Raw genomic sequence first — 16,274 nt, 5'->3', positions numbered from 1 at the left:
CGAGTAAAGATGACTATTAGAGGGCGCGATCGATACGGATGTCAATCGGCACTGTCGGAATTGTCGCTGTTGATACCGTTGTCGATACCCCTTCGAAGGCCCCCTCCTTGTTCATGACGTTGCCACCGGCAGAGAGCCTCGCCTTGAATTGCAGCTCGGGGTTCACTTCAAGCTTGCTGCCCTCGATCATCGCGTCCCCATCACCGAGAGAGAGGGTGACGGGCAACTTGGGATCCCGGATCCGCTTGACCGCGATTGGCATGGGCGGGCCATTGGGGACCACGGCAAACACGAAGAGGTGAGGATCATCTGGCATCTGAATACCTGGCGCCAGGGTGATGTGGATGGGGAACTCACCCGCCTTCACCGCCAGGCTAACCTCCCCTTGCGGGTCGCCACTGGCCGCACTCGGAGCAAGCTGGCCACCACTCTTGGCCAGTTGCTGCTCCGCGTACTCGATGGAGCGCTCTATCATCTGATAGCGGCTCGACCCCTTCTCCATCAATGGCAACATCGCCTGCCAACGGCTGAGGGCCGTCTTGAAGTCCTCTTTTTGCAGCGCCATGAAGGCATAGGTGGAGCGCGCCTCCAGATCCTGGGGATCCCTGGCGATGGCCTGCTGAAGCAGCGCGTCGGCTTTCACCTCATCACCGTTCATCATCAGCGCCTGGGCATAGGGTACCGTCACCAGGCGTTTTTCCGGCGCCATCTGGTAGGCCCGCTCGAGGGAGCCGAGCGCCGTGTCCGGATCGTTGCCATCCAGCGCCAGACGGCCGAGCAGCAGCCAGCCACGGTAATCACCCGGCTCCTCGGCCAAGCGGGTACGCAGTCCCAGCATGAACTCCTGCAGATCCTGCTCGGTCACATCGCTATCACGCTCAACCAAAATCTTGTTGCTGAGTTCAGGCAGGCGCGCATTGACCGACTGCCAATGCATCACCTCTTGCCAGGCGCCCAGCTTGGCATAGAGCGCCAGGCTCACCACCACCAGGACCAGCACCCCCGGGATCCAGACCAGGCTGCGACCGGCACTGGCGGTCTGTTCGACATCAGGAATATCATCCAGCAGGCTACGTTGCAGCTCCACCAGAGACTCCTGCTCCTCGGCCAGAATGCCCTGATCACGCTCCTCCCCTATCTCCACGACCCGTTGGCGATAGAGCTGCTTGTTGAGCGCCGAGCGACTGATGGTTTGACGGCTCTCACCACGCAGCAACGGCAGAGCCAGGGTCAGGCTCACCAGCGCCAGCAAGGCGACGATGACAATCCAGAATGCGATCATTGTTTCTCTTCCTCTTTGAGCAGGGCAGCCAGACGGCGACTCTCCTCATCGTTCAATCCCGGCTGGAGTGCAGGCTCACTCCTTGGCCGCTTGCGGGCACGGGCCACCACGACACAGAAACCTATCACTATCACCCCGAATGGCCCCAGCCAGAGGATCAGGGTGGAGGCCATCATCGGCGGGTCGTAGAGAATGAAGTTGCCATAGCGCGCCACCATGTAATCGATGATCTCCTGCTTCTCCTTGCCCTGATGCACCATCTGGTAGGTCTTGTCACGCAAGTCCTTGGCAAGGCCGGCATTGGAGTCGGCAATGTCCTGGTTCTGACACTTGGGACAACGCAGTTCGCGGGTCAGCTCACGAAAGGTCTGCTCCTGGGCATCGGAGTCAAAGCTGTAGACGTCGATGGCAGCCAATGCCGACCAGGAAGTGCCCAATGCCAGGGTCAGCAAGAGGGCAGAGAGAGAGCGGCGCATCATTTCATCGCCTCATAGATGGGCTTGAGGGTGGATTCCCACACCTGGGCGTTGACGTCCCCCACGTGGCGATAACGGATGATGCCCTGGGAGTCGATGAAGAAGGTCTCGGGCGCGCCATAGACACCGAGATCCAGACCCAGCATGCCGTCGGGATCGTAGAGGCTGACCTGATAGGGATCGCCCAGCTCATCCAGCCACTTGAGGGCCTTGTCACGCTCGTCCTTGTAGTTCATGCCGACTATGGTCACCCCCTGCCCCGCCAGCTCCTTGAGGTAGGTGTGCTCGGCGTAGCAGGTCGGGCACCAGGTCGCCCAGACGTTGAGCAGCATGGGCCGTCCCTTGAACAGGCTGCTGTCATGCTGCTTGTTGAGATCGTGCAAGTCTTGCAGGGTAAAGACGGGCACCTCCTTGCCGACCATCACGGATTCCAGCTTGCGCGGGTCGGAATAGAGCCCCTTGAACAGGAACACAGCCCCCAGCAGGAAGATGATGAAGGGCAGCAGAAACAACCAGGTCTTCTTGTTCATGGTTTGGCCTCCTCTTCACGACGGCCAAAGCGATAACGCTTGTCCAGCATGGCGAGCACGCCACCGATGGCCATGAAGACGCCACCGAACCAGATCCAGCGCACGAACGGCTTGTAATAGATGCGCACGGCCCAGGCGCCATTATCGAGCGGCTCGCCCAGCGCCGCATAGAGATCCCGGGTGAAGCCGGCATCGATGGCGGCTTCCGTCATCGGCATACGGCTGACGATGTAGTTGCGCTTCTCCGGCTTGAGCAGGGCGACCTGCTTGCCGTCACGATGCACCTCAAGCACTCCCTTGAAGCCTTCGTAGTTGGGGCCGTTCTTCTCCTTGATGCCGGTGAAGACAAACTCGTAGTCGGCGAAATGCACCCTGTCGCCGGCCTGCATGCGCAAGTCCTTCTCGATGCTGTAGTTCTGGGTACAGGCGATGCCGATGATGCTGACCGCCAGCCCCACATGACCGAAGATCATGGCCCAGTGGCTGTTGCCAAGCCGGCGAACACCGACACCGAAGCTGTGCTTGTGGGTGGCACGCACCCAGGTCTCCTGGATGCTGGTGATGATGATCCAGGCGCCAAGACCTATGCCAAGGGCCGCCCAGGGTTTGAACTCCTCGGCAAAGAACCAGGGCAGCAGCAAGGCGGCAGCCAGGCTCAATGCCAGGGCGAGGATCACCTTGCCCTTGAGCTCGCCCACCGCCTGGCGGCGCCAGCGGAACAGCGGGCCGACCCCCAGCAGGGCGGCGAAGGGGATGATGAGCCAGCTGTAGATATGGTTGAAGAAGGGAGTACCGATGGAGATGCTCCCCAGGCCCAGCTCCTTGTGCACCAGGGGCAGCAGGGTACCGAGCAGCACGGTCAGCAATCCGGCCATCAGCAGAATGTTGTTGCCAAGCAGCAGAGTCTCGCGACTCCAGAACTCATGCTTGCCATGGCTCTTCACCTGGGAACCCTTGAAGGCAAACAGCAGCAGGGAGCTGCCGATCACCGCCAGCAGGAAGCCGAGAATGAAGAGGCCACGGGTCGGATCCGAGGCGAACGCATGCACCGAGACCAGCACGCCGGAACGCACCAGGAAGGTACCCAGCAGACTCAAAGAGAAGGCCGACAGCGCCAGCAGCACTGTCCAGGCCTTGAAGGTGGCGCGCTTCTCGCTGACCGCGAGCGAATGCAGCAGGGCAGTGCCCGCCAGCCAGGGCATGAAGGAGGCATTTTCCACCGGATCCCAGAACCACCAGCCACCCCAGCCGAGTTCGTAATAGGCCCACCAGGAGCCCAGCACGATACCGAGTGTCAGGAAGACCCAGGCCGCCATGGTCCAGGGACGGGACCAGCGCGCCCAGGTGGCGTCCAGACGCCCGGTCATCAGGGAGGCGATGGCAAAGGCAAAGGCCACCGAGAAGCCCACATAGCCCATGTAGAGCATGGGAGGATGGAAGATGAGACCCGGATCTTGCAACAGGGGGTTGAGATCGCGGCCATCCACCGGGAAGAACGGCAGGGTGCGGGTGAAAGGATCCGAGGTGAACAGCACGAAGGCGGTGAAGCCGACGGCAATCAGGCCCAGCACCCCCAGCACCCGCGCCACCGCATCGAGCGGCAGGCTACGGCTGAACAAGGCCACGGCCGCGGTCCAGCCTCCCAGGGTCAGCACCCAGAGCAGCAAGGAGCCCTCATGGGCGCCCCACACCGCCGATATCCGGTACTGCAGCGGCAACAGGCTGTTGGAGTTGGTCGCCACATATTGCACCGTGAAGTCGTTGTCGATAAAGGCCCAGGTCAGGCAGAGGAACGACAGCAACAGCAGCAGGAACTGGGCATAGGCCAGCGGGCGGGCGGCTTGCATCATGCCAATCCGCCCCCACTTGGCGCCGAGCAGCGGGTAGCTGCCGAGCAGCAAGGAGGTGGCAAAAGCCAGGATCAGGGCGAACTGACCAAGTTCCGGGATCATAATGGGCATCCTTTCATCGCAGCGCAGTCAGTCATCAGGCCAGTGGTTAAGGTAAAACGACCAGGTTCCGGGATCATAGTTGCCATCCTTTCATATCCGAGGCATCACTCATCAGGCCAGTGAGCAAGGTAAACCGGCCAAGTTCCGGGATCATAATGGGCATCCTTTCAGAGTCGAAAAGCGGGAGACTAGCGTCGAAAGTTCAAGCAAGTGGCAGCCCATCATGGCTTGCCCCCCTGAAGCTGCGCCTCTGTGTAATCCGGTTTGTAGTGCTTCATCCCCTTGAGGGCGTCGGCCACTTCCGGCGGCATATAGTTCTCATCGTGCTTGGCGAGCACCTCGAAGGCGGTCACGGTGCGGGCATCCTTGAGGTTGCCCTGAGCCACTATGCCCTGCCCCTCGCGAAACAGATCCGGCAGTATGCCGTCATAGGTGACGGTGACCCGCTCGCCGCTGGCATCGATCAGATCGAAATTAACCAGCAGGCTATGACTGTCACGCTTGACCGAACCCGGCACCACCATGCCGCCGATGCGAAGGCGTTGGCCCTCCTCGGGCTTGATCTTGTCCGGGCCCTTGCCCAGCACCAGCTCACCCGGGGTGTAGAAGAGATCGATATTCTGACTGAGGGCATAGAGCACCAGGCCAATCACGGCGGCAACCCCTGTGCTGATGGCCAATATGATGGTCAGACGCTTCTTGCGGCGCGGGTTCATAACAGAGTCTCCATCGAGAGAGTGCCGGATGAGGGAACGAGAGGGATCACAGGGTGTTCTCCATCTGTTGGGCCGCCAGGCGGCGCGACTCGCGGGCCTGCTTGTTGCGCAGATCGCGAAGCAGGCTGCGGCGTTTGAGGCGGGTGCTCACTATGATACCGACCAGACAGAGCCAGGAGAGACCAAACGACAGCCACACATAAAAGCCGTACCCTCCCATGGCCAGAAAATCGCCCAAAGACGAGAAGTGCATGTTATTTCTCCTGCTCGGCCAGGGCCTTGACCCAGGGTCTGTGCCACTCGCGCATGATCAGCTCATTGCGAAAACGCATCAGGGTAAGGGCGCCGAGGAAGGTGGCGAAGGCCACTATCATCACCAGCAGCGGCCACAGCATGCTGGGGGCAATGGAGGGCTTGGCAAACTTGGTGATGCTGGCCCCCTGATGCAGGGTGTTCCACCACTCCACCGAGTAGTGAATGATGGGCAGATTGATGACGCCGACCAGGGCCAGGATACCGGCGGCGCGACCGGCCACCACCTTGTCGCTGAAGGCGTTGTAGAGGGCGATGACCCCGAGATAGAGGAACAAGAGAATAAGTTCCGAGGTGAGACGGGCATCCCATACCCACCAGGCCCCCCACATCGGCTTGCCCCAGGCGGCGCCGGTAAAGAGGGCGATAAAGGTGAACACGGCGCCTACCGGGGCGATGGCGGCCACCGTCATGTCGGCCATGCGCAGTTGCCACACCATGCCGATGAAGGCGGCGATGGCCATGGTGGAGTAAGCCCCCATGGAGAGGATGGCGGCGGGCACGTGGAGATAGATGATCCGGAAGGAGTCACCCTGCTGATAGTCGGCGGGGGCGAAGGCCAGCCCCCAGACGGTGCCTATGATGAAGGCGAGCAGACTGATCACCGCAAACCAGGGCAATAACCGACCGGCCAGCCGATAGGCTTGCTCCGGTTTGGCATAGGGATGCAACCATTTCCACATAGCTCACAAAACCTTTCTGTTATTAATATCGTTGGCGCCGCCTACCTTACTCACTGCCTCCGGCGTGCAAATACCCCGAAAGAAATAAGCGGCGCTCTCCTTGATCCATCGCAACCTATTTGCCAACAAATGACAACGGCGAGCCAAGCGAGCGGGCGCATTATGCCCAGCTAATGCTAACCCAGAGTGAACGAAGTCAGCAGCGGAGTAATTATTCAATGAAATCCGTCAGTTCACACTCACCCTCAGGGACGCCGAGACCGCGAACGGCGTCATGATCAGGGCGCCTACCAGCATGGCCCCCAGCATGGCAAGCTGGCCGCTGTAGGGCAGACCCAAGCCAGCCGCCTCTATGGCCGAGGTGGCGAAGATCAGCACCGGGATATAAAGCGGCAGAATAAGCAGGCTGAGCAGCACGCCGCCCTTGCGCAGGGCCACGGTCAGTGCCACCCCGACGGCGCCTAGCAGGCTGAGAATGGGGGTGCCAAGGGCCAGGGTCGCCGCCATGGCGAGCCAGGTATTGATGTCCAGGGAGAGCAGCACCGCAATGAGCGGCGAGATGAGCAGCAGCGGCAAACCGGTCAGCAACCAATGCGCCGTCACCTTGGCCAGGGCCAACAACCCGAGGGGATGGGGCATCAACATCATCTGCTCCAGGGCGCCATCGGCAAAATCATCCCGAAACAGCCGCTCAAGGGAGAGCATGGCCGCCAGCAGCGCCGCCACCCAGATGATACCGGGGGCGATGCGGGCCAACAGCTGGGGCTCGGGGCCTATGCCCAGCGGGAACAGGGTGATGACGATGAGGAAGAACCAGAGCGGGTTGAGAATATCGGCCCGCTGGCGAAAGGCCATCAGCAGCTCACGATGGATCAGGGTCAGCACGGCGCTCAGCATGGAACCTCCAAGGGGCCTGGTGCGAGGGAAAGCGTCTTGAGTCGGCCCTGCATCAGGCTCATCTCCTGATGGGTGGTGAGGATCACGATGCCACCCCGCTCCCCATGGCGCAGCATCAGCTGTTCCAGCACCTTGACCCCCTGCTTGTCGATGGCCGTAAAGGGTTCGTCAAGCACCCACAATGCGGGCTTGTCGCAGAGCCAGAGCCGGGCCAGGGCGACACGCCGCTGCTGCCCCGCCGAGAGCTGGGCACTGGGATAATCCTCAAAACCGGCCAGGCCAACCTGGGCCAGGATCTGCCAGGGATCGACCTTTGCGGCACTGCCTTGATGCAGTTTTTGATAGAAGCTGAGGTTCTCGAGGGGAGTCAGCCCCCCCTTGACGCCCGGCTGATGGCCGAGATACAGCAGGTTGGCATGATATTCATCGCGGCAGTGACAGATGTTTTCACCCTGCCAGCGCACCTCACCGGCAAAGGGCTGGGAAAGCCCGGTGATCAGGCGCAGCAAGCTGGTCTTTCCCACCCCGTTGGGGCCCTCGATCTGGAGCAGATCGCCGGGGGAGACGGAGAAGGAGAGATGCTCAAACAGGGTGCGATCTTCACGCACGCAGCTCAGATTGTGAACGTCAAGCAGCATGGGGACGGGTTCAGATGAAAAGTAGCGGCCTGCATCTTAACACAGTATTGGAATGGGTCTTTTCAAAGATAGAAACCGGGCAGCGGTTTTGTGGGAGAGATCCCGCCGACGCCTGCGTCGCAGGCCGGGGTTGCGCCAGGAGGGCAACTCGCTCACGGGGATCTGGAGTCGGAGTGGCGAGCCTCTGCCTCAGGGCAGGCAAGATAAGACAACGGGAAGGCCGCAGCCTTCCCGTGGGTCATGAGCGACCCTTGCGCAGCGAGATCAACAACTCGGCTTCGGCCTTGGGCAACTCACACTCGTTCATCACCTCGTCCAGGTCGGCACCCAGCTCCACCATCTTGGCGGCACGGCTGTAGAGCCTGCGATCCGGATCCTGCAGGGTCAGCTCCTGCTGGCGATCGCCCAGCTGCTGGGCCTGGGCCTCAACCCCTTGCAGGCGCTGACCCATGCCGATGGCACCGGTGTGCAGCTCCATCATCTGCTTGCGCAGGCTCTCGAGCTGGCCTTGCAGGGCCGTCGCCTTCGCCTCGGACTCCTGCCCGGCGCGCCGAGCCTGGCGCCATCCGGCCAGGGCAACCGCCAACGCCAGCAGGGACAACCCCAAAGCAATAGCTTCAAGTATCAATTCATCTTCCTCATCTGCTCACGCCGGGCCGACGCCCAAGGAGCGGCGACGACCGGCATCATCCATTGGCCGCAGCCTTAGAGGGAGCCGATATCGTCCCACTCTTCGTCTGACAGCAACTTGTTGAGATCGACCAGGATCAGCAGTTGGCCATCGCGATTGCTGACCCCCTGAATGAACTTGGCGCTCTCCTCGGTTCCCACGGCAGGTGCCGCGTCTATCTCGGAGGAACGAAGGTAAACCACCTCGGCCACGCTGTCGACCATGATGCCGATCACCTGCTTCTCCGCCTCTATGATGACGATGCGGGAATTCTCGCTCACTTCACCACCGGGCAGACCGAAACGGGAGCGGGTGTCGATGACGGTGACCACGTTGCCACGCAGGTTGATGATGCCGAGCACGTAGTCAGGGGCACCGGGCACAGGGGCAATCTCGGTGTAGCGCAACACCTCCTGCACCTGCATCACATTGATGCCATAAGTCTCGTTTTCGAGCTGGAAGGTGACCCATTGCAGCACTTCGTCTTCCGCCAGATTCTGGGCAATATTGCGCTTTTGTGTCATGTCTTGTTCCTTGTATGAAAACATCTCGTTCCGGCCAAAGCCGGGTAGCGATCAGTGCCCGGTAATATTGACGCCCCGCGCCAGCAGAACCAGCAACTCCCTGACGTGCAGCAGGGCGCACATTTTCTCTTTGACCATGCCGGCGAGCCAGGGGCGTTTGCCCTCCTGATGGCGCCACTTGACCTGATCCCGACGCAGCAGCTCGGTCCCCCTCAAGTGGTGGCAAGCAAGTCCCCAATTGGACTCACCCAGCATGATCAAATAGTGGTAATCAGCGACCTCGAGCTCCTTCTCCGGCATCACCCAGAGCGCGGTATCGACCACACTCATCTGTTGCTCACGCTGGGTCATGATGCCACGGTACCACTTCGGTTGGCCGAACAACGCGCTCACCTCTCCCAGCTGATGAATGCCTCCCAGCTCCATCAGGGGCACGGCGAAGGTCACGCCGGCCACCTCGAAGAAGAGCGCCTGAAACTCGTTGCCCATCTCGATATTCTGCCAGGGCTCGGCCTCTGATGGCTGGATCTCGGCCAGCTCGGTGGCCGTCTCGATCTGCACAGCTTCTACCGGCAAGGCGACAGGGGCAGGCTCGTACTGAGGTTGCGCCTCGACCAGCAGCGCCTCGGTGGCGACCGGCAGCACTTCAGCCTCGGGCAAGGCCTCAACCTGGCTCGCCAGGGCGAAGGGTTCAACCGCAGTCTCCTGGCTGAGGGTCTCCATCTCGACCTGCACCTTGCTCACCTGGGCCAGCAGGGAGCTCAGCTGAGCCAGACGTTCATCCTCCACCTCCACATAGGGGGCGCGATAGGCTTGGGTTGCCACCCGGGACTGGGGGGCCAGCTCGGGCGGGAGCTCCTCCTCCAGCAGGAGGTCATCAATTAGCAGCGAATGGAAGTAGTCATCCATCGCCCGGGTCTGGGTGACCTCGCTCATACCACCACCTCCTGCACCCGTTTGCGCTCTAGGGCATCCAGGTGCGTCAATAACGTTTGATAGGCATAGCTGCCCCGGCTGGCGGGGGCAAAAATCGAGGGCGGCATGTGCTCCAGGCTGGCATCCCTGAACTTGGTGTCGATGGGGATCACCGCATTCCACACCGCCTCGCCATACTGCGCCTTGATCGACTGCAAGGTCAGCAGGGAGGCCCGGGTGCGCTTGTCGAACATGGTCGGGATCACGGTAAAGCGGAACTTGTCTCGCTTGGAACGCTGCATGATCTCGAAGGTCTTCATCATCCGCTCCAGCCCCTTCAAGGCCAGAAACTCGGTCTGCACCGGCACCAGAATGCGATCGCAGGCCGCCAGGGCGTTGACCATCATGACCCCGAGCACGGGAGGGCAGTCGATCAACACATAGTCATAACTGTCCTGAATGCGCAGCAGCGCCCGTTTGAGCACCAACCCCATCCCTTCCCGGTTGCCCATGACCCTGTCCAGGGTCGCCAGCGTGATGGAGGCCGGCAGCAGGCTGATGTTGTCAAACCGCGTCTTGAGGGTCACCTTGTTGACCAGCTCGCTGCTGGGTTTGACCGCCTGGAACAGCTCATAAAGCGTGCCATCGAGCCGGTCGGAGTCGTAGCCGAAATAGGAGGTCAGAGAGGCATGGGGATCGGTATCGATCAATAGCACCCGCTGCCCCTTCTGGGCGAGGATCCCGGCCAGTGAGACGACTGTGGTGGTTTTACCTACCCCACCCTTTTGATTGGCAACCGCCCAGACAATCACAGTGTTAATCCTGTCTCGTGGTAATTCGTATGCCGCCGCCCGGTAAGGCAATGACTCTAATGGCTTGTGCATCGGCCTTGGGAGCAGTTTGCTCGACCTGGGCCACCTGAACTGTCGGTGCTGTCGGCGTTGCCGGTGCTACCCAGCGCAGGCGAGAGATGGCGACCACGACCTGACGATTCTTCGCCCTGCCCCCTTCGGTCTCATTGCTGGCGAAGGGTGAGAACTCCCCGTAGGCCTCGAACGCGAGTCGCTGTGGCGCAATGCCCTGACCGATGAGGGTGGTGAGCACCGCCTCGGCCCTGGCCGCAGAGAGCGCCCAGTTGGAGCTAAAAATCTCATTGTGGATCTGCTGGTTATCGGTATAGCCCCGAATCCTCACATAGTTATCGACCGGTTTGAGAATACTTGAGAGGCTATTGAGCAGTGGCGATGCATTCGGGCCCATAAAGGCGCTGCCGCTCGAAAAAAGCAGGGCCGAATCGAGGGCAATGTTGAGCCACTCCTTGTCCTGCTGGATATCGACCAGACCGGCCTCGAGCAGGGGGGCCATCGCCTTGCGCAGCTCGGCATCCAGGGTGGGAAGCGGTTCTCCCTGCTGGGTCATGGGTACCCCGGAGATGGGGGCCAGGGCAATTGCCTGCACCTGCGAGGGGGCGGATATTATCTTGTCTGGCGCAGAGCCCGGGGGCACGATGGCGGATCCCTCCCGCTCCAGCAACCCCTCTCCGTGCAGAGGGCGCGCCTCGAAGGCCTGGGTCACGCCTTCGATCACCGCCCGAAACTTCTCCTTGTCGACCATGGCCACCGAATAGAGCACCACGAACAGGGCGAAGATCAGGGTCATGTAATCGGCGTAGGAGACCAGCCAGCGATCCAGCTGCTCATGGCCCCGCAGGTGAAGACGATAGCGCTTGCGCATGTTCACTCCCCCTTGAGGTAGACCCTGAGCCGGCGCTCCAGCTGCAGGCCGTTCTCGCCATGGGCGATGGCCAGCAGCCCCTCCAGGGTCATCTCCTGATAGAGGCCGTAGTGGTAGTGGAAGGCACGCAGCCGGTTGGCCAGGGGCAAATAGACGAGGTTGGCAAAGCCGACCCCATAGATAGTCGCCACGAAGGCCACGGCAATACCGGCGCCAAGCGCCGCCGGGTCTTCCAGGTGAAACATGGCCTGGATAAGCCCCAGCACGGCACCAATGATGCCGATGGTCGGGCTATAGCCGCCCATGGATTCAAACACCCGGGCCGCATGCTCATTGCGCTCCTGGCTGATATCGATGTCGGCCTCGAGCAGCTGACGCATCTGTTCGACCGATACCCCGTCCACCAGCATGGTGAGCCCCTGATGGGTGAAGGGATCTTCTTCACCCTCGGCCGCCTCTTCCAGGGCCAGCAACCCCTGCTGGCGGGCAAACAGGGCCCAGCGCTTGAGTCGTTCACTCTGCTGGGCGAGGTTCCAGGCTGGCGGGTTCAGCACCCAGCCAAGCTGGGCAAAGGCTTGCAGCAAATACTGGCGCGGGGTCTGCAGTATGACGGCGCCCAGGGTGCCGCCCACCACGATCAGAAAAGCGGGGCCGTCGAGCAGGGTCAGCAGGCTACCACCGTGCCACCATTGGGCTATGGCAATGGCCGCCAGCGCCAGCACTAACCCAAGCAGCGCCATTTAGCGGCCCAGCTCGACCAGGATGCGCTGGGCGACCCTGTCCAGGGGCAGGGATTCGGAAGCGATCCCCGCCTTGGCGACCGCTTGCGGCATGCCGTAGACGACGCAAGATGCCTCGTCCTGAGCCCAGATGGTGGAACCCTGCTCCTTGAGCAGACGCGCGCCATCCCGGCCATCGGCACCCATGCCGGTCAGCACTATGGCCAGCACCTTGTCCCCATACGTCTTGGCAGCGGAGGCGAAGGTGATGTCGACGCATGGTTTGTAATTGACCTTGTCATTGCCCTCTATGATGCGCAGCCGGGCACCGGTGCCACGCCCCTCGAGCAGCATCTGTTTGCCCCCCGGCGCCAGATAGGCATGACCAGGCTTGAGCACATCGCCATCCTGCGCCTCTTTCACCCCTATCTGACACAGGCCATTGAGGCGAGCGGCAAAGGCGGCGGTGAAGGTGGCCGGCATGTGCTGGATAAGCAGGATCGGATGGGGAAAATCCAGCGGCAGTTTGGTCAGCACATTCTGCAAGGCGACCGGGCCGCCCGTCGAGGTGCCGATGGCCACCAACTGATAACTCTTGCCGCTGCGCTTGAAGCTGGCGGCGGGCGCGGTGCGCTCAGTACCGAGCGCGCGCTCGGCCAACCCTGGGCGCTCCCGCAGGGGGGACGTGCCCAGCGCCGGTCTGGCCGCAGGTGCCGCCACCGGTTGCGGGCGGGCCGACATCAGGAAGCGCTTGCGCGAGATCTCTTTGACCCTCTGCTGCAGCAGGCGTACCGCTTCATCCTTGTCGCGGGCGATGTCTTCAAACTTTTTGGGCAGAAAATCCAGGGCCCCGGCATCCAGGGCGTCCAGGGTGGAGCGAGCCCCCTCGTGGGTCAGGGAGGAGAACATCAGTATGGGAGTGGGGCACTTGGCCATGATTTCACGCACCGCACTGATGCCATCAAGCACCGGCATCTCTATGTCCATGGTGATGACATCGGGGCGCAGGGCGATGGCCTTGTCCACTGCCTCACGGCCATTTTGGGCCGTGTCTATCACGGTCAGCTGAGGATCCTGATTGATGATCTCGCTGACCCTGCGGCGAAAGAAGCTCGAGTCGTCGACGACTAATACCTTGACTGCCATTGTTATTTTTCTAACTCCTTGGACCCGAAGGATTATTGTCTACGCGCATAGGCCTTGAGCAGACTGGGAACATCGAGAATAAGCGCAATGCCGCCATCGCTGGTGATGGTCGCACCCGCCATGCCCGGGGTGCCTTGCAGCAGAGTGTCCAGCGGCTTGATCACCACCTCTTCCTGCCCGATGAGATTGTCGACCACGAAGCCGACCTGCTGGGTACCAATCTGCACGATCACCACGTGCCCCGTCTCCTGGTTGCCATGACGATTGCCGCCACGGATCAACCACTTGCGCAGATAGAAGAGCGGGATTGCCTTGTCGCGCACTATGATGGTCAGTTGGCCATCCACCACATTGGCCTTCTTCAGATCCAGGTGGAAGATCTCGTTGACGCAGCCCAGTGGCAACGCAAACGTCTGCTCCCCCACCTCGACCATCAGGGTCGGCAATATTGCCAGGGTGAGCGGCACCTTGATCTCGAGACGGGTACCCTTGCCGAAGGTAGAGTCGATGTGCACCGAGCCGTTCAGGCTCACTATGCTGGTCTTGACCACGTCCATGCCGACCCCACGACCCGAGATGTCGGAGATCTCCGACTTGGTGGAGAAGCCGGGGGCGAAGATCAGGTTGTACGCATCGGTATCGCTCATGCGGGCCGCGCTGTCGGCGTCGAGCACCCCACGGCTGATGGCGATGGACTTGAGCTTTTCGGGATCCATACCGGCACCGTCATCTTCGATGCAGAGCAAGATATGGTCCCCCTGCTGGGAGGCACTCAGGGTAATGGTACCCTGGCGGGGCTTACCCGCCTGCTCCCGCACGTCCGGCATCTCGACACCATGGTCACAGGAGTTGCGCACCAGGTGAACCAGCGGGTCGGCCAGGGCCTCCACCAGGTTTTTATCAAGGTCGGTCTCTTCCCCGACCATGATGAGTTCAATCTCTTTCTTCAGGCTGCGGGCCAAGTCGCGCACCACCCGCGGGAAGCGGCCAAACACCTTCTTGATTGGCTGCATGCGGGTCTTCATCACCGCCCCTTGCAGATCCGCGGTGACCACATCCAGGTTGGCAACCGCCTTGGACATCTCTTCGTCATTGCTGTTGATGCCAAGGCTCACCAGGCGGTTACGCACCAGCACCAGCTCGCCCACCATGTTCATGATGACATCCAGGGTCTTGGTATCGACCCGCACCGTGCTGTCGTTTTGTACCCCATTGCTCTCGGGAGCCGCAGGCTTGGCCGGGGCCTTGGGGGCCGCGGCGACGGGCGCAGGCGCGGCGCTGTTGCCCACTGTCGCGTTAGGGGCAAGTGGAGTCGCGGCCTTGGCCACGACGGGGGCTGGCGGAGTTGCTGGCACCACTGGCGTGCTGGGTGTGGCAGCCACTGGCGCGGCCGATTTCATGGTGACGGCGGGGCCCTGACCACGGCCATGGAGCTCATCGAGCAGGCGTTCGAACTCGTCGTCATCGATCAGGGCATCCACTTCGCTCTGTACCGATTGCAACGGATTGGGGGCCGGGGCACCCAGATGCTGGCCATGACCGTGGAGTTGATCGAGCAGGGCTTCGAATTCGTCGTCCGTGATATCACCGCTGGCGGAAGGGGCCGCGGAGGGTGCCACTGAGGGGGCAGTCTGAGCCGTCGGTGAGGCACCCGCCCCGTGCAACTCATCGAGCAGACGCTCAAACTCGTCGTCGGAGATCTCATCGATGGAACCGCCACCCTGTCCGGCCAGGACTGGCGCCGCGTCAGGGGCAGGCTCGGGCAGGGTAACGGGTGCCGGGGCCATGGCGGCATTCAGCAGTCGCTCTTCCCCTTGCGGCTTGCACAGCTCATGGAGATTGTGCAGTAGCTCGGGGGCGGCGGCGCTGGTCGGCTCACGATTTTGCACCTGGGCGAACATGACATTGATGGCGTCGAGGGCCTGCAGGATCACGTCCATCAGCTCGGCACTGAGGGTCCGCTTGCCATTGCGCAGCATGTCGAACAGGTTCTCGGCCCCATGGCAGACATCGACCAATTCGGTCAGTGACAGGAAGCCGGCGCCCCCCTTGACGGTATGAAAACCGCGAAAGATGGCGTTGAGCAGGTTCTTGTCGTCTGGGCGCTTCTCGAGTTCGACCAGTTGTTCAGACAACTGCTCCAATATTTCGGATGCTTCGACCAGAAAGTCTTGCAGTATGTCTTCATCAACTTCGAAGGCCATTCGTCACTCCATTAGAATCCGGGGTTGAACAACAGATCGTCCACATCATCTGGCACCCGAGACAGGACAGGGGATAACCCAAGTCTCATTCGGCATCCGAGGCAGGACAGCAGACCGTCCGGCAGATCATCTAGAATCCGAGGCTGGACAGCAGATCGTCCACATCATCCTGACCGTTCACCACGTCACTTCGGGTATGAGGGTTCATGATGGGCCCTTCCGCCTCTATCCCGCTCACGGGGGGTTTGGGAGGGACAGGCTCAGTCGGTGCGTCGCCAAACATGGTCAGCATGTCGATCAATTTGGTTTCAACTTCCTGCACCAGGGTGATCACCCGCCGGATCATTTGTCCGGTCAGGTCCTGGAAATCCTGAGCCATCAGGATATCTGTCAGCAATTGTCGTAATTTATCGGCATCGGATTCCGAAGCCTTAATAAAATCATCCAGTTGATGACACAACGCCTTGAATTGGCCCAGGCTGAGCTCCCGGGACATCAGTGCCTGCCAGTTCGGCAGCACCAACTGGATATTGTCATTGAGGCGATCGGCAATGGGCAGACTGGCCTCGACGGCATCCATGGTGCGGTTGGCGGCCTTGTCGGTCATGTCGATGACATAGCTGAGCCGCTCGCGCGCATCCGGGATCTCCTCATTGGCGAGGGAGGGCAGTCTGGGGTCGAGTTGGAAATCGCGCAGTGAATCGTGCAGTTGGCGAGTCAGCTGGCCAACCTTGTCAAACAGCATGGCCGCATTGGGGGCGCAGACATCGGCGAGCAGTGAGTCAGCCGACTCAAACTCCTGCTGCTCCAGATGGGTGACCAGCATTCTCGCCTGCTCGAGGGAGATCATGGCACTCGTTTTGGCCGTCATGGCGG

At 61.2% G+C, this 16,274-nt stretch carries 18 protein-coding genes; all 18 read right to left on the bottom strand.

The window, feature by feature from the left end; all coding sequences use genetic code 11:
- Positions 1–16: 16 nt before the first annotated feature.
- The 18 genes from ccmI to M2366_RS07080 all read right to left on the bottom strand — a co-directional run bounded on the left by ccmI (position 17) and on the right by M2366_RS07080 (position 16,269).
- Positions 17–1,282, bottom strand: coding sequence for a c-type cytochrome biogenesis protein CcmI (ccmI, locus tag M2366_RS07165; RefSeq protein WP_259269300.1), 1,266 nt, complete (start codon positions 1,280–1,282; stop codon positions 17–19).
- A complete protein-coding gene (locus tag M2366_RS07160; protein ID WP_042039555.1) occupies positions 1,279–1,758 on the bottom strand; it encodes a cytochrome c-type biogenesis protein in 480 nt (159 codons plus the stop codon). Before M2366_RS07160 ends, ccmI begins: the two co-directional genes overlap by 4 nt.
- Positions 1,758–2,288 carry a DsbE family thiol:disulfide interchange protein gene (locus tag M2366_RS07155; protein WP_259269299.1) on the bottom strand — a complete coding sequence of 177 codons (531 nt, stop codon included), beginning with the start codon at positions 2,286–2,288 and terminating at the stop codon, positions 1,758–1,760. The genes M2366_RS07160 and M2366_RS07155 overlap by 1 nt, the downstream gene beginning before the upstream one ends.
- Positions 2,285–4,240: a heme lyase CcmF/NrfE family subunit gene (locus M2366_RS07150; RefSeq protein WP_224430889.1), complete on the bottom strand. Its 1,956-nt coding sequence runs from the start codon at positions 4,238–4,240 to the stop codon at positions 2,285–2,287. Before M2366_RS07150 ends, M2366_RS07155 begins: the two co-directional genes overlap by 4 nt.
- A gap of 221 nt (positions 4,241–4,461) precedes the next feature.
- Positions 4,462–4,956: a cytochrome c maturation protein CcmE gene (ccmE, locus tag M2366_RS07145; protein ID WP_042041241.1), complete on the bottom strand. Its 495-nt coding sequence runs from the start codon at positions 4,954–4,956 to the stop codon at positions 4,462–4,464.
- 46 nt (positions 4,957–5,002) lie between these two features.
- The gene (gene ccmD, locus M2366_RS07140; RefSeq protein WP_042041240.1) at positions 5,003–5,209 is read right to left on the bottom strand and encodes a heme exporter protein CcmD; all 207 of its coding nucleotides are present in this window, start codon (positions 5,207–5,209) and stop codon (positions 5,003–5,005) included.
- Position 5,210: 1 nt separating this feature from the next.
- Complete coding sequence (locus tag M2366_RS07135) at positions 5,211–5,951, bottom strand: heme ABC transporter permease (protein ID WP_259269298.1); 741 nt, start codon at positions 5,949–5,951, stop codon at positions 5,211–5,213.
- Positions 5,952–6,179: 228 nt separating this feature from the next.
- Positions 6,180–6,848 (bottom strand): heme exporter protein CcmB, encoded by a 669-nt coding sequence (gene ccmB, locus M2366_RS07130; protein ID WP_259235644.1) that lies wholly within the window; start codon positions 6,846–6,848, stop codon positions 6,180–6,182.
- On the bottom strand, positions 6,842–7,486 hold the full coding sequence (gene ccmA, locus M2366_RS07125; RefSeq protein ID WP_259235643.1) for a cytochrome c biogenesis heme-transporting ATPase CcmA: 645 nt from the start codon (positions 7,484–7,486) through the stop codon (positions 6,842–6,844). Before ccmA ends, ccmB begins: the two co-directional genes overlap by 7 nt.
- 238 nt (positions 7,487–7,724) lie before the next feature.
- The gene (locus M2366_RS07120; protein WP_224433020.1) at positions 7,725–8,111 is read right to left on the bottom strand and encodes a DUF2802 domain-containing protein; all 387 of its coding nucleotides are present in this window, start codon (positions 8,109–8,111) and stop codon (positions 7,725–7,727) included.
- Between the two features lie 80 nt (positions 8,112–8,191).
- Positions 8,192–8,680 carry a chemotaxis protein CheW gene (locus M2366_RS07115; RefSeq protein WP_005907442.1) on the bottom strand — a complete coding sequence of 163 codons (489 nt, stop codon included), beginning with the start codon at positions 8,678–8,680 and terminating at the stop codon, positions 8,192–8,194.
- Positions 8,681–8,731: 51 nt separating this feature from the next.
- Complete coding sequence (locus M2366_RS07110; protein ID WP_259269297.1) at positions 8,732–9,616, bottom strand: chemotaxis protein CheW; 885 nt, start codon at positions 9,614–9,616, stop codon at positions 8,732–8,734.
- Positions 9,613–10,407 carry a ParA family protein gene (locus tag M2366_RS07105; RefSeq protein ID WP_042043829.1) on the bottom strand — a complete coding sequence of 265 codons (795 nt, stop codon included), beginning with the start codon at positions 10,405–10,407 and terminating at the stop codon, positions 9,613–9,615. Before M2366_RS07105 ends, M2366_RS07110 begins: the two co-directional genes overlap by 4 nt.
- A 4-nt stretch (positions 10,408–10,411) precedes the next feature.
- Positions 10,412–11,329 carry a flagellar motor protein MotB gene (locus tag M2366_RS07100; RefSeq protein WP_259269296.1) on the bottom strand — a complete coding sequence of 306 codons (918 nt, stop codon included), beginning with the start codon at positions 11,327–11,329 and terminating at the stop codon, positions 10,412–10,414.
- Between the two features lie 2 nt (positions 11,330–11,331).
- Positions 11,332–12,069 (bottom strand): flagellar motor protein, encoded by a 738-nt coding sequence (locus M2366_RS07095; protein ID WP_224430893.1) that lies wholly within the window; start codon positions 12,067–12,069, stop codon positions 11,332–11,334.
- Positions 12,070–13,194 (bottom strand): chemotaxis response regulator protein-glutamate methylesterase, encoded by a 1,125-nt coding sequence (locus tag M2366_RS07090; RefSeq protein ID WP_259269295.1) that lies wholly within the window; start codon positions 13,192–13,194, stop codon positions 12,070–12,072.
- 32 nt (positions 13,195–13,226) lie between these two features.
- On the bottom strand, positions 13,227–15,398 hold the full coding sequence (locus M2366_RS07085) for a chemotaxis protein CheA (RefSeq protein ID WP_259269294.1): 2,172 nt from the start codon (positions 15,396–15,398) through the stop codon (positions 13,227–13,229).
- Positions 15,399–15,528: 130 nt separating this feature from the next.
- Entirely contained in the window at positions 15,529–16,269 is a 741-nt protein-coding gene (locus M2366_RS07080; protein WP_042040541.1) for a protein phosphatase CheZ, read from the bottom strand.
- Between the last annotated feature and the right edge of the window lie 5 nt (positions 16,270–16,274).

Source organism: Aeromonas sp. BIGb0405 (assembly GCF_024807335.1).
Taxonomy (GTDB): domain Bacteria; phylum Pseudomonadota; class Gammaproteobacteria; order Enterobacterales; family Aeromonadaceae; genus Aeromonas; species Aeromonas rivuli.
Note: the sequence above shows the minus strand (reverse complement) of the source record. Positions and strands in the feature narration are given on the sequence as shown.

Coding starts and splice junctions, on each gene's coding strand:
- M2366_RS07150 (WP_224430889.1), bottom strand. CDS start 4,240: ATGATCCCGGAACTTGGTCAGTTCGCCCTGATCCTGGCTTTTGCCACC.
- M2366_RS07160 (WP_042039555.1), bottom strand. CDS start 1,758: ATGCGCCGCTCTCTCTCTGCCCTCTTGCTGACCCTGGCATTGGGCACT.
- ccmD (WP_042041240.1), bottom strand. CDS start 5,209: ATGCACTTCTCGTCTTTGGGCGATTTTCTGGCCATGGGAGGGTACGGC.
- M2366_RS07155 (WP_259269299.1), bottom strand. CDS start 2,288: ATGAACAAGAAGACCTGGTTGTTTCTGCTGCCCTTCATCATCTTCCTG.
- M2366_RS07080 (WP_042040541.1), bottom strand. CDS start 16,269: ATGACGGCCAAAACGAGTGCCATGATCTCCCTCGAGCAGGCGAGAATG.
- ccmI (WP_259269300.1), bottom strand. CDS start 1,282: ATGATCGCATTCTGGATTGTCATCGTCGCCTTGCTGGCGCTGGTGAGC.
- M2366_RS07110 (WP_259269297.1), bottom strand. CDS start 9,616: ATGAGCGAGGTCACCCAGACCCGGGCGATGGATGACTACTTCCATTCG.
- M2366_RS07115 (WP_005907442.1), bottom strand. CDS start 8,680: ATGACACAAAAGCGCAATATTGCCCAGAATCTGGCGGAAGACGAAGTG.
- ccmE (WP_042041241.1), bottom strand. CDS start 4,956: ATGAACCCGCGCCGCAAGAAGCGTCTGACCATCATATTGGCCATCAGC.
- M2366_RS07100 (WP_259269296.1), bottom strand. CDS start 11,329: ATGCGCAAGCGCTATCGTCTTCACCTGCGGGGCCATGAGCAGCTGGAT.
- ccmA (WP_259235643.1), bottom strand. CDS start 7,486: ATGCTGCTTGACGTTCACAATCTGAGCTGCGTGCGTGAAGATCGCACC.
- ccmB (WP_259235644.1), bottom strand. CDS start 6,848: ATGCTGAGCGCCGTGCTGACCCTGATCCATCGTGAGCTGCTGATGGCC.
- M2366_RS07090 (WP_259269295.1), bottom strand. CDS start 13,194: ATGGCAGTCAAGGTATTAGTCGTCGACGACTCGAGCTTCTTTCGCCGC.
- M2366_RS07085 (WP_259269294.1), bottom strand. CDS start 15,398: ATGGCCTTCGAAGTTGATGAAGACATACTGCAAGACTTTCTGGTCGAA.
- M2366_RS07095 (WP_224430893.1), bottom strand. CDS start 12,069: ATGGCGCTGCTTGGGTTAGTGCTGGCGCTGGCGGCCATTGCCATAGCC.
- M2366_RS07135 (WP_259269298.1), bottom strand. CDS start 5,951: ATGTGGAAATGGTTGCATCCCTATGCCAAACCGGAGCAAGCCTATCGG.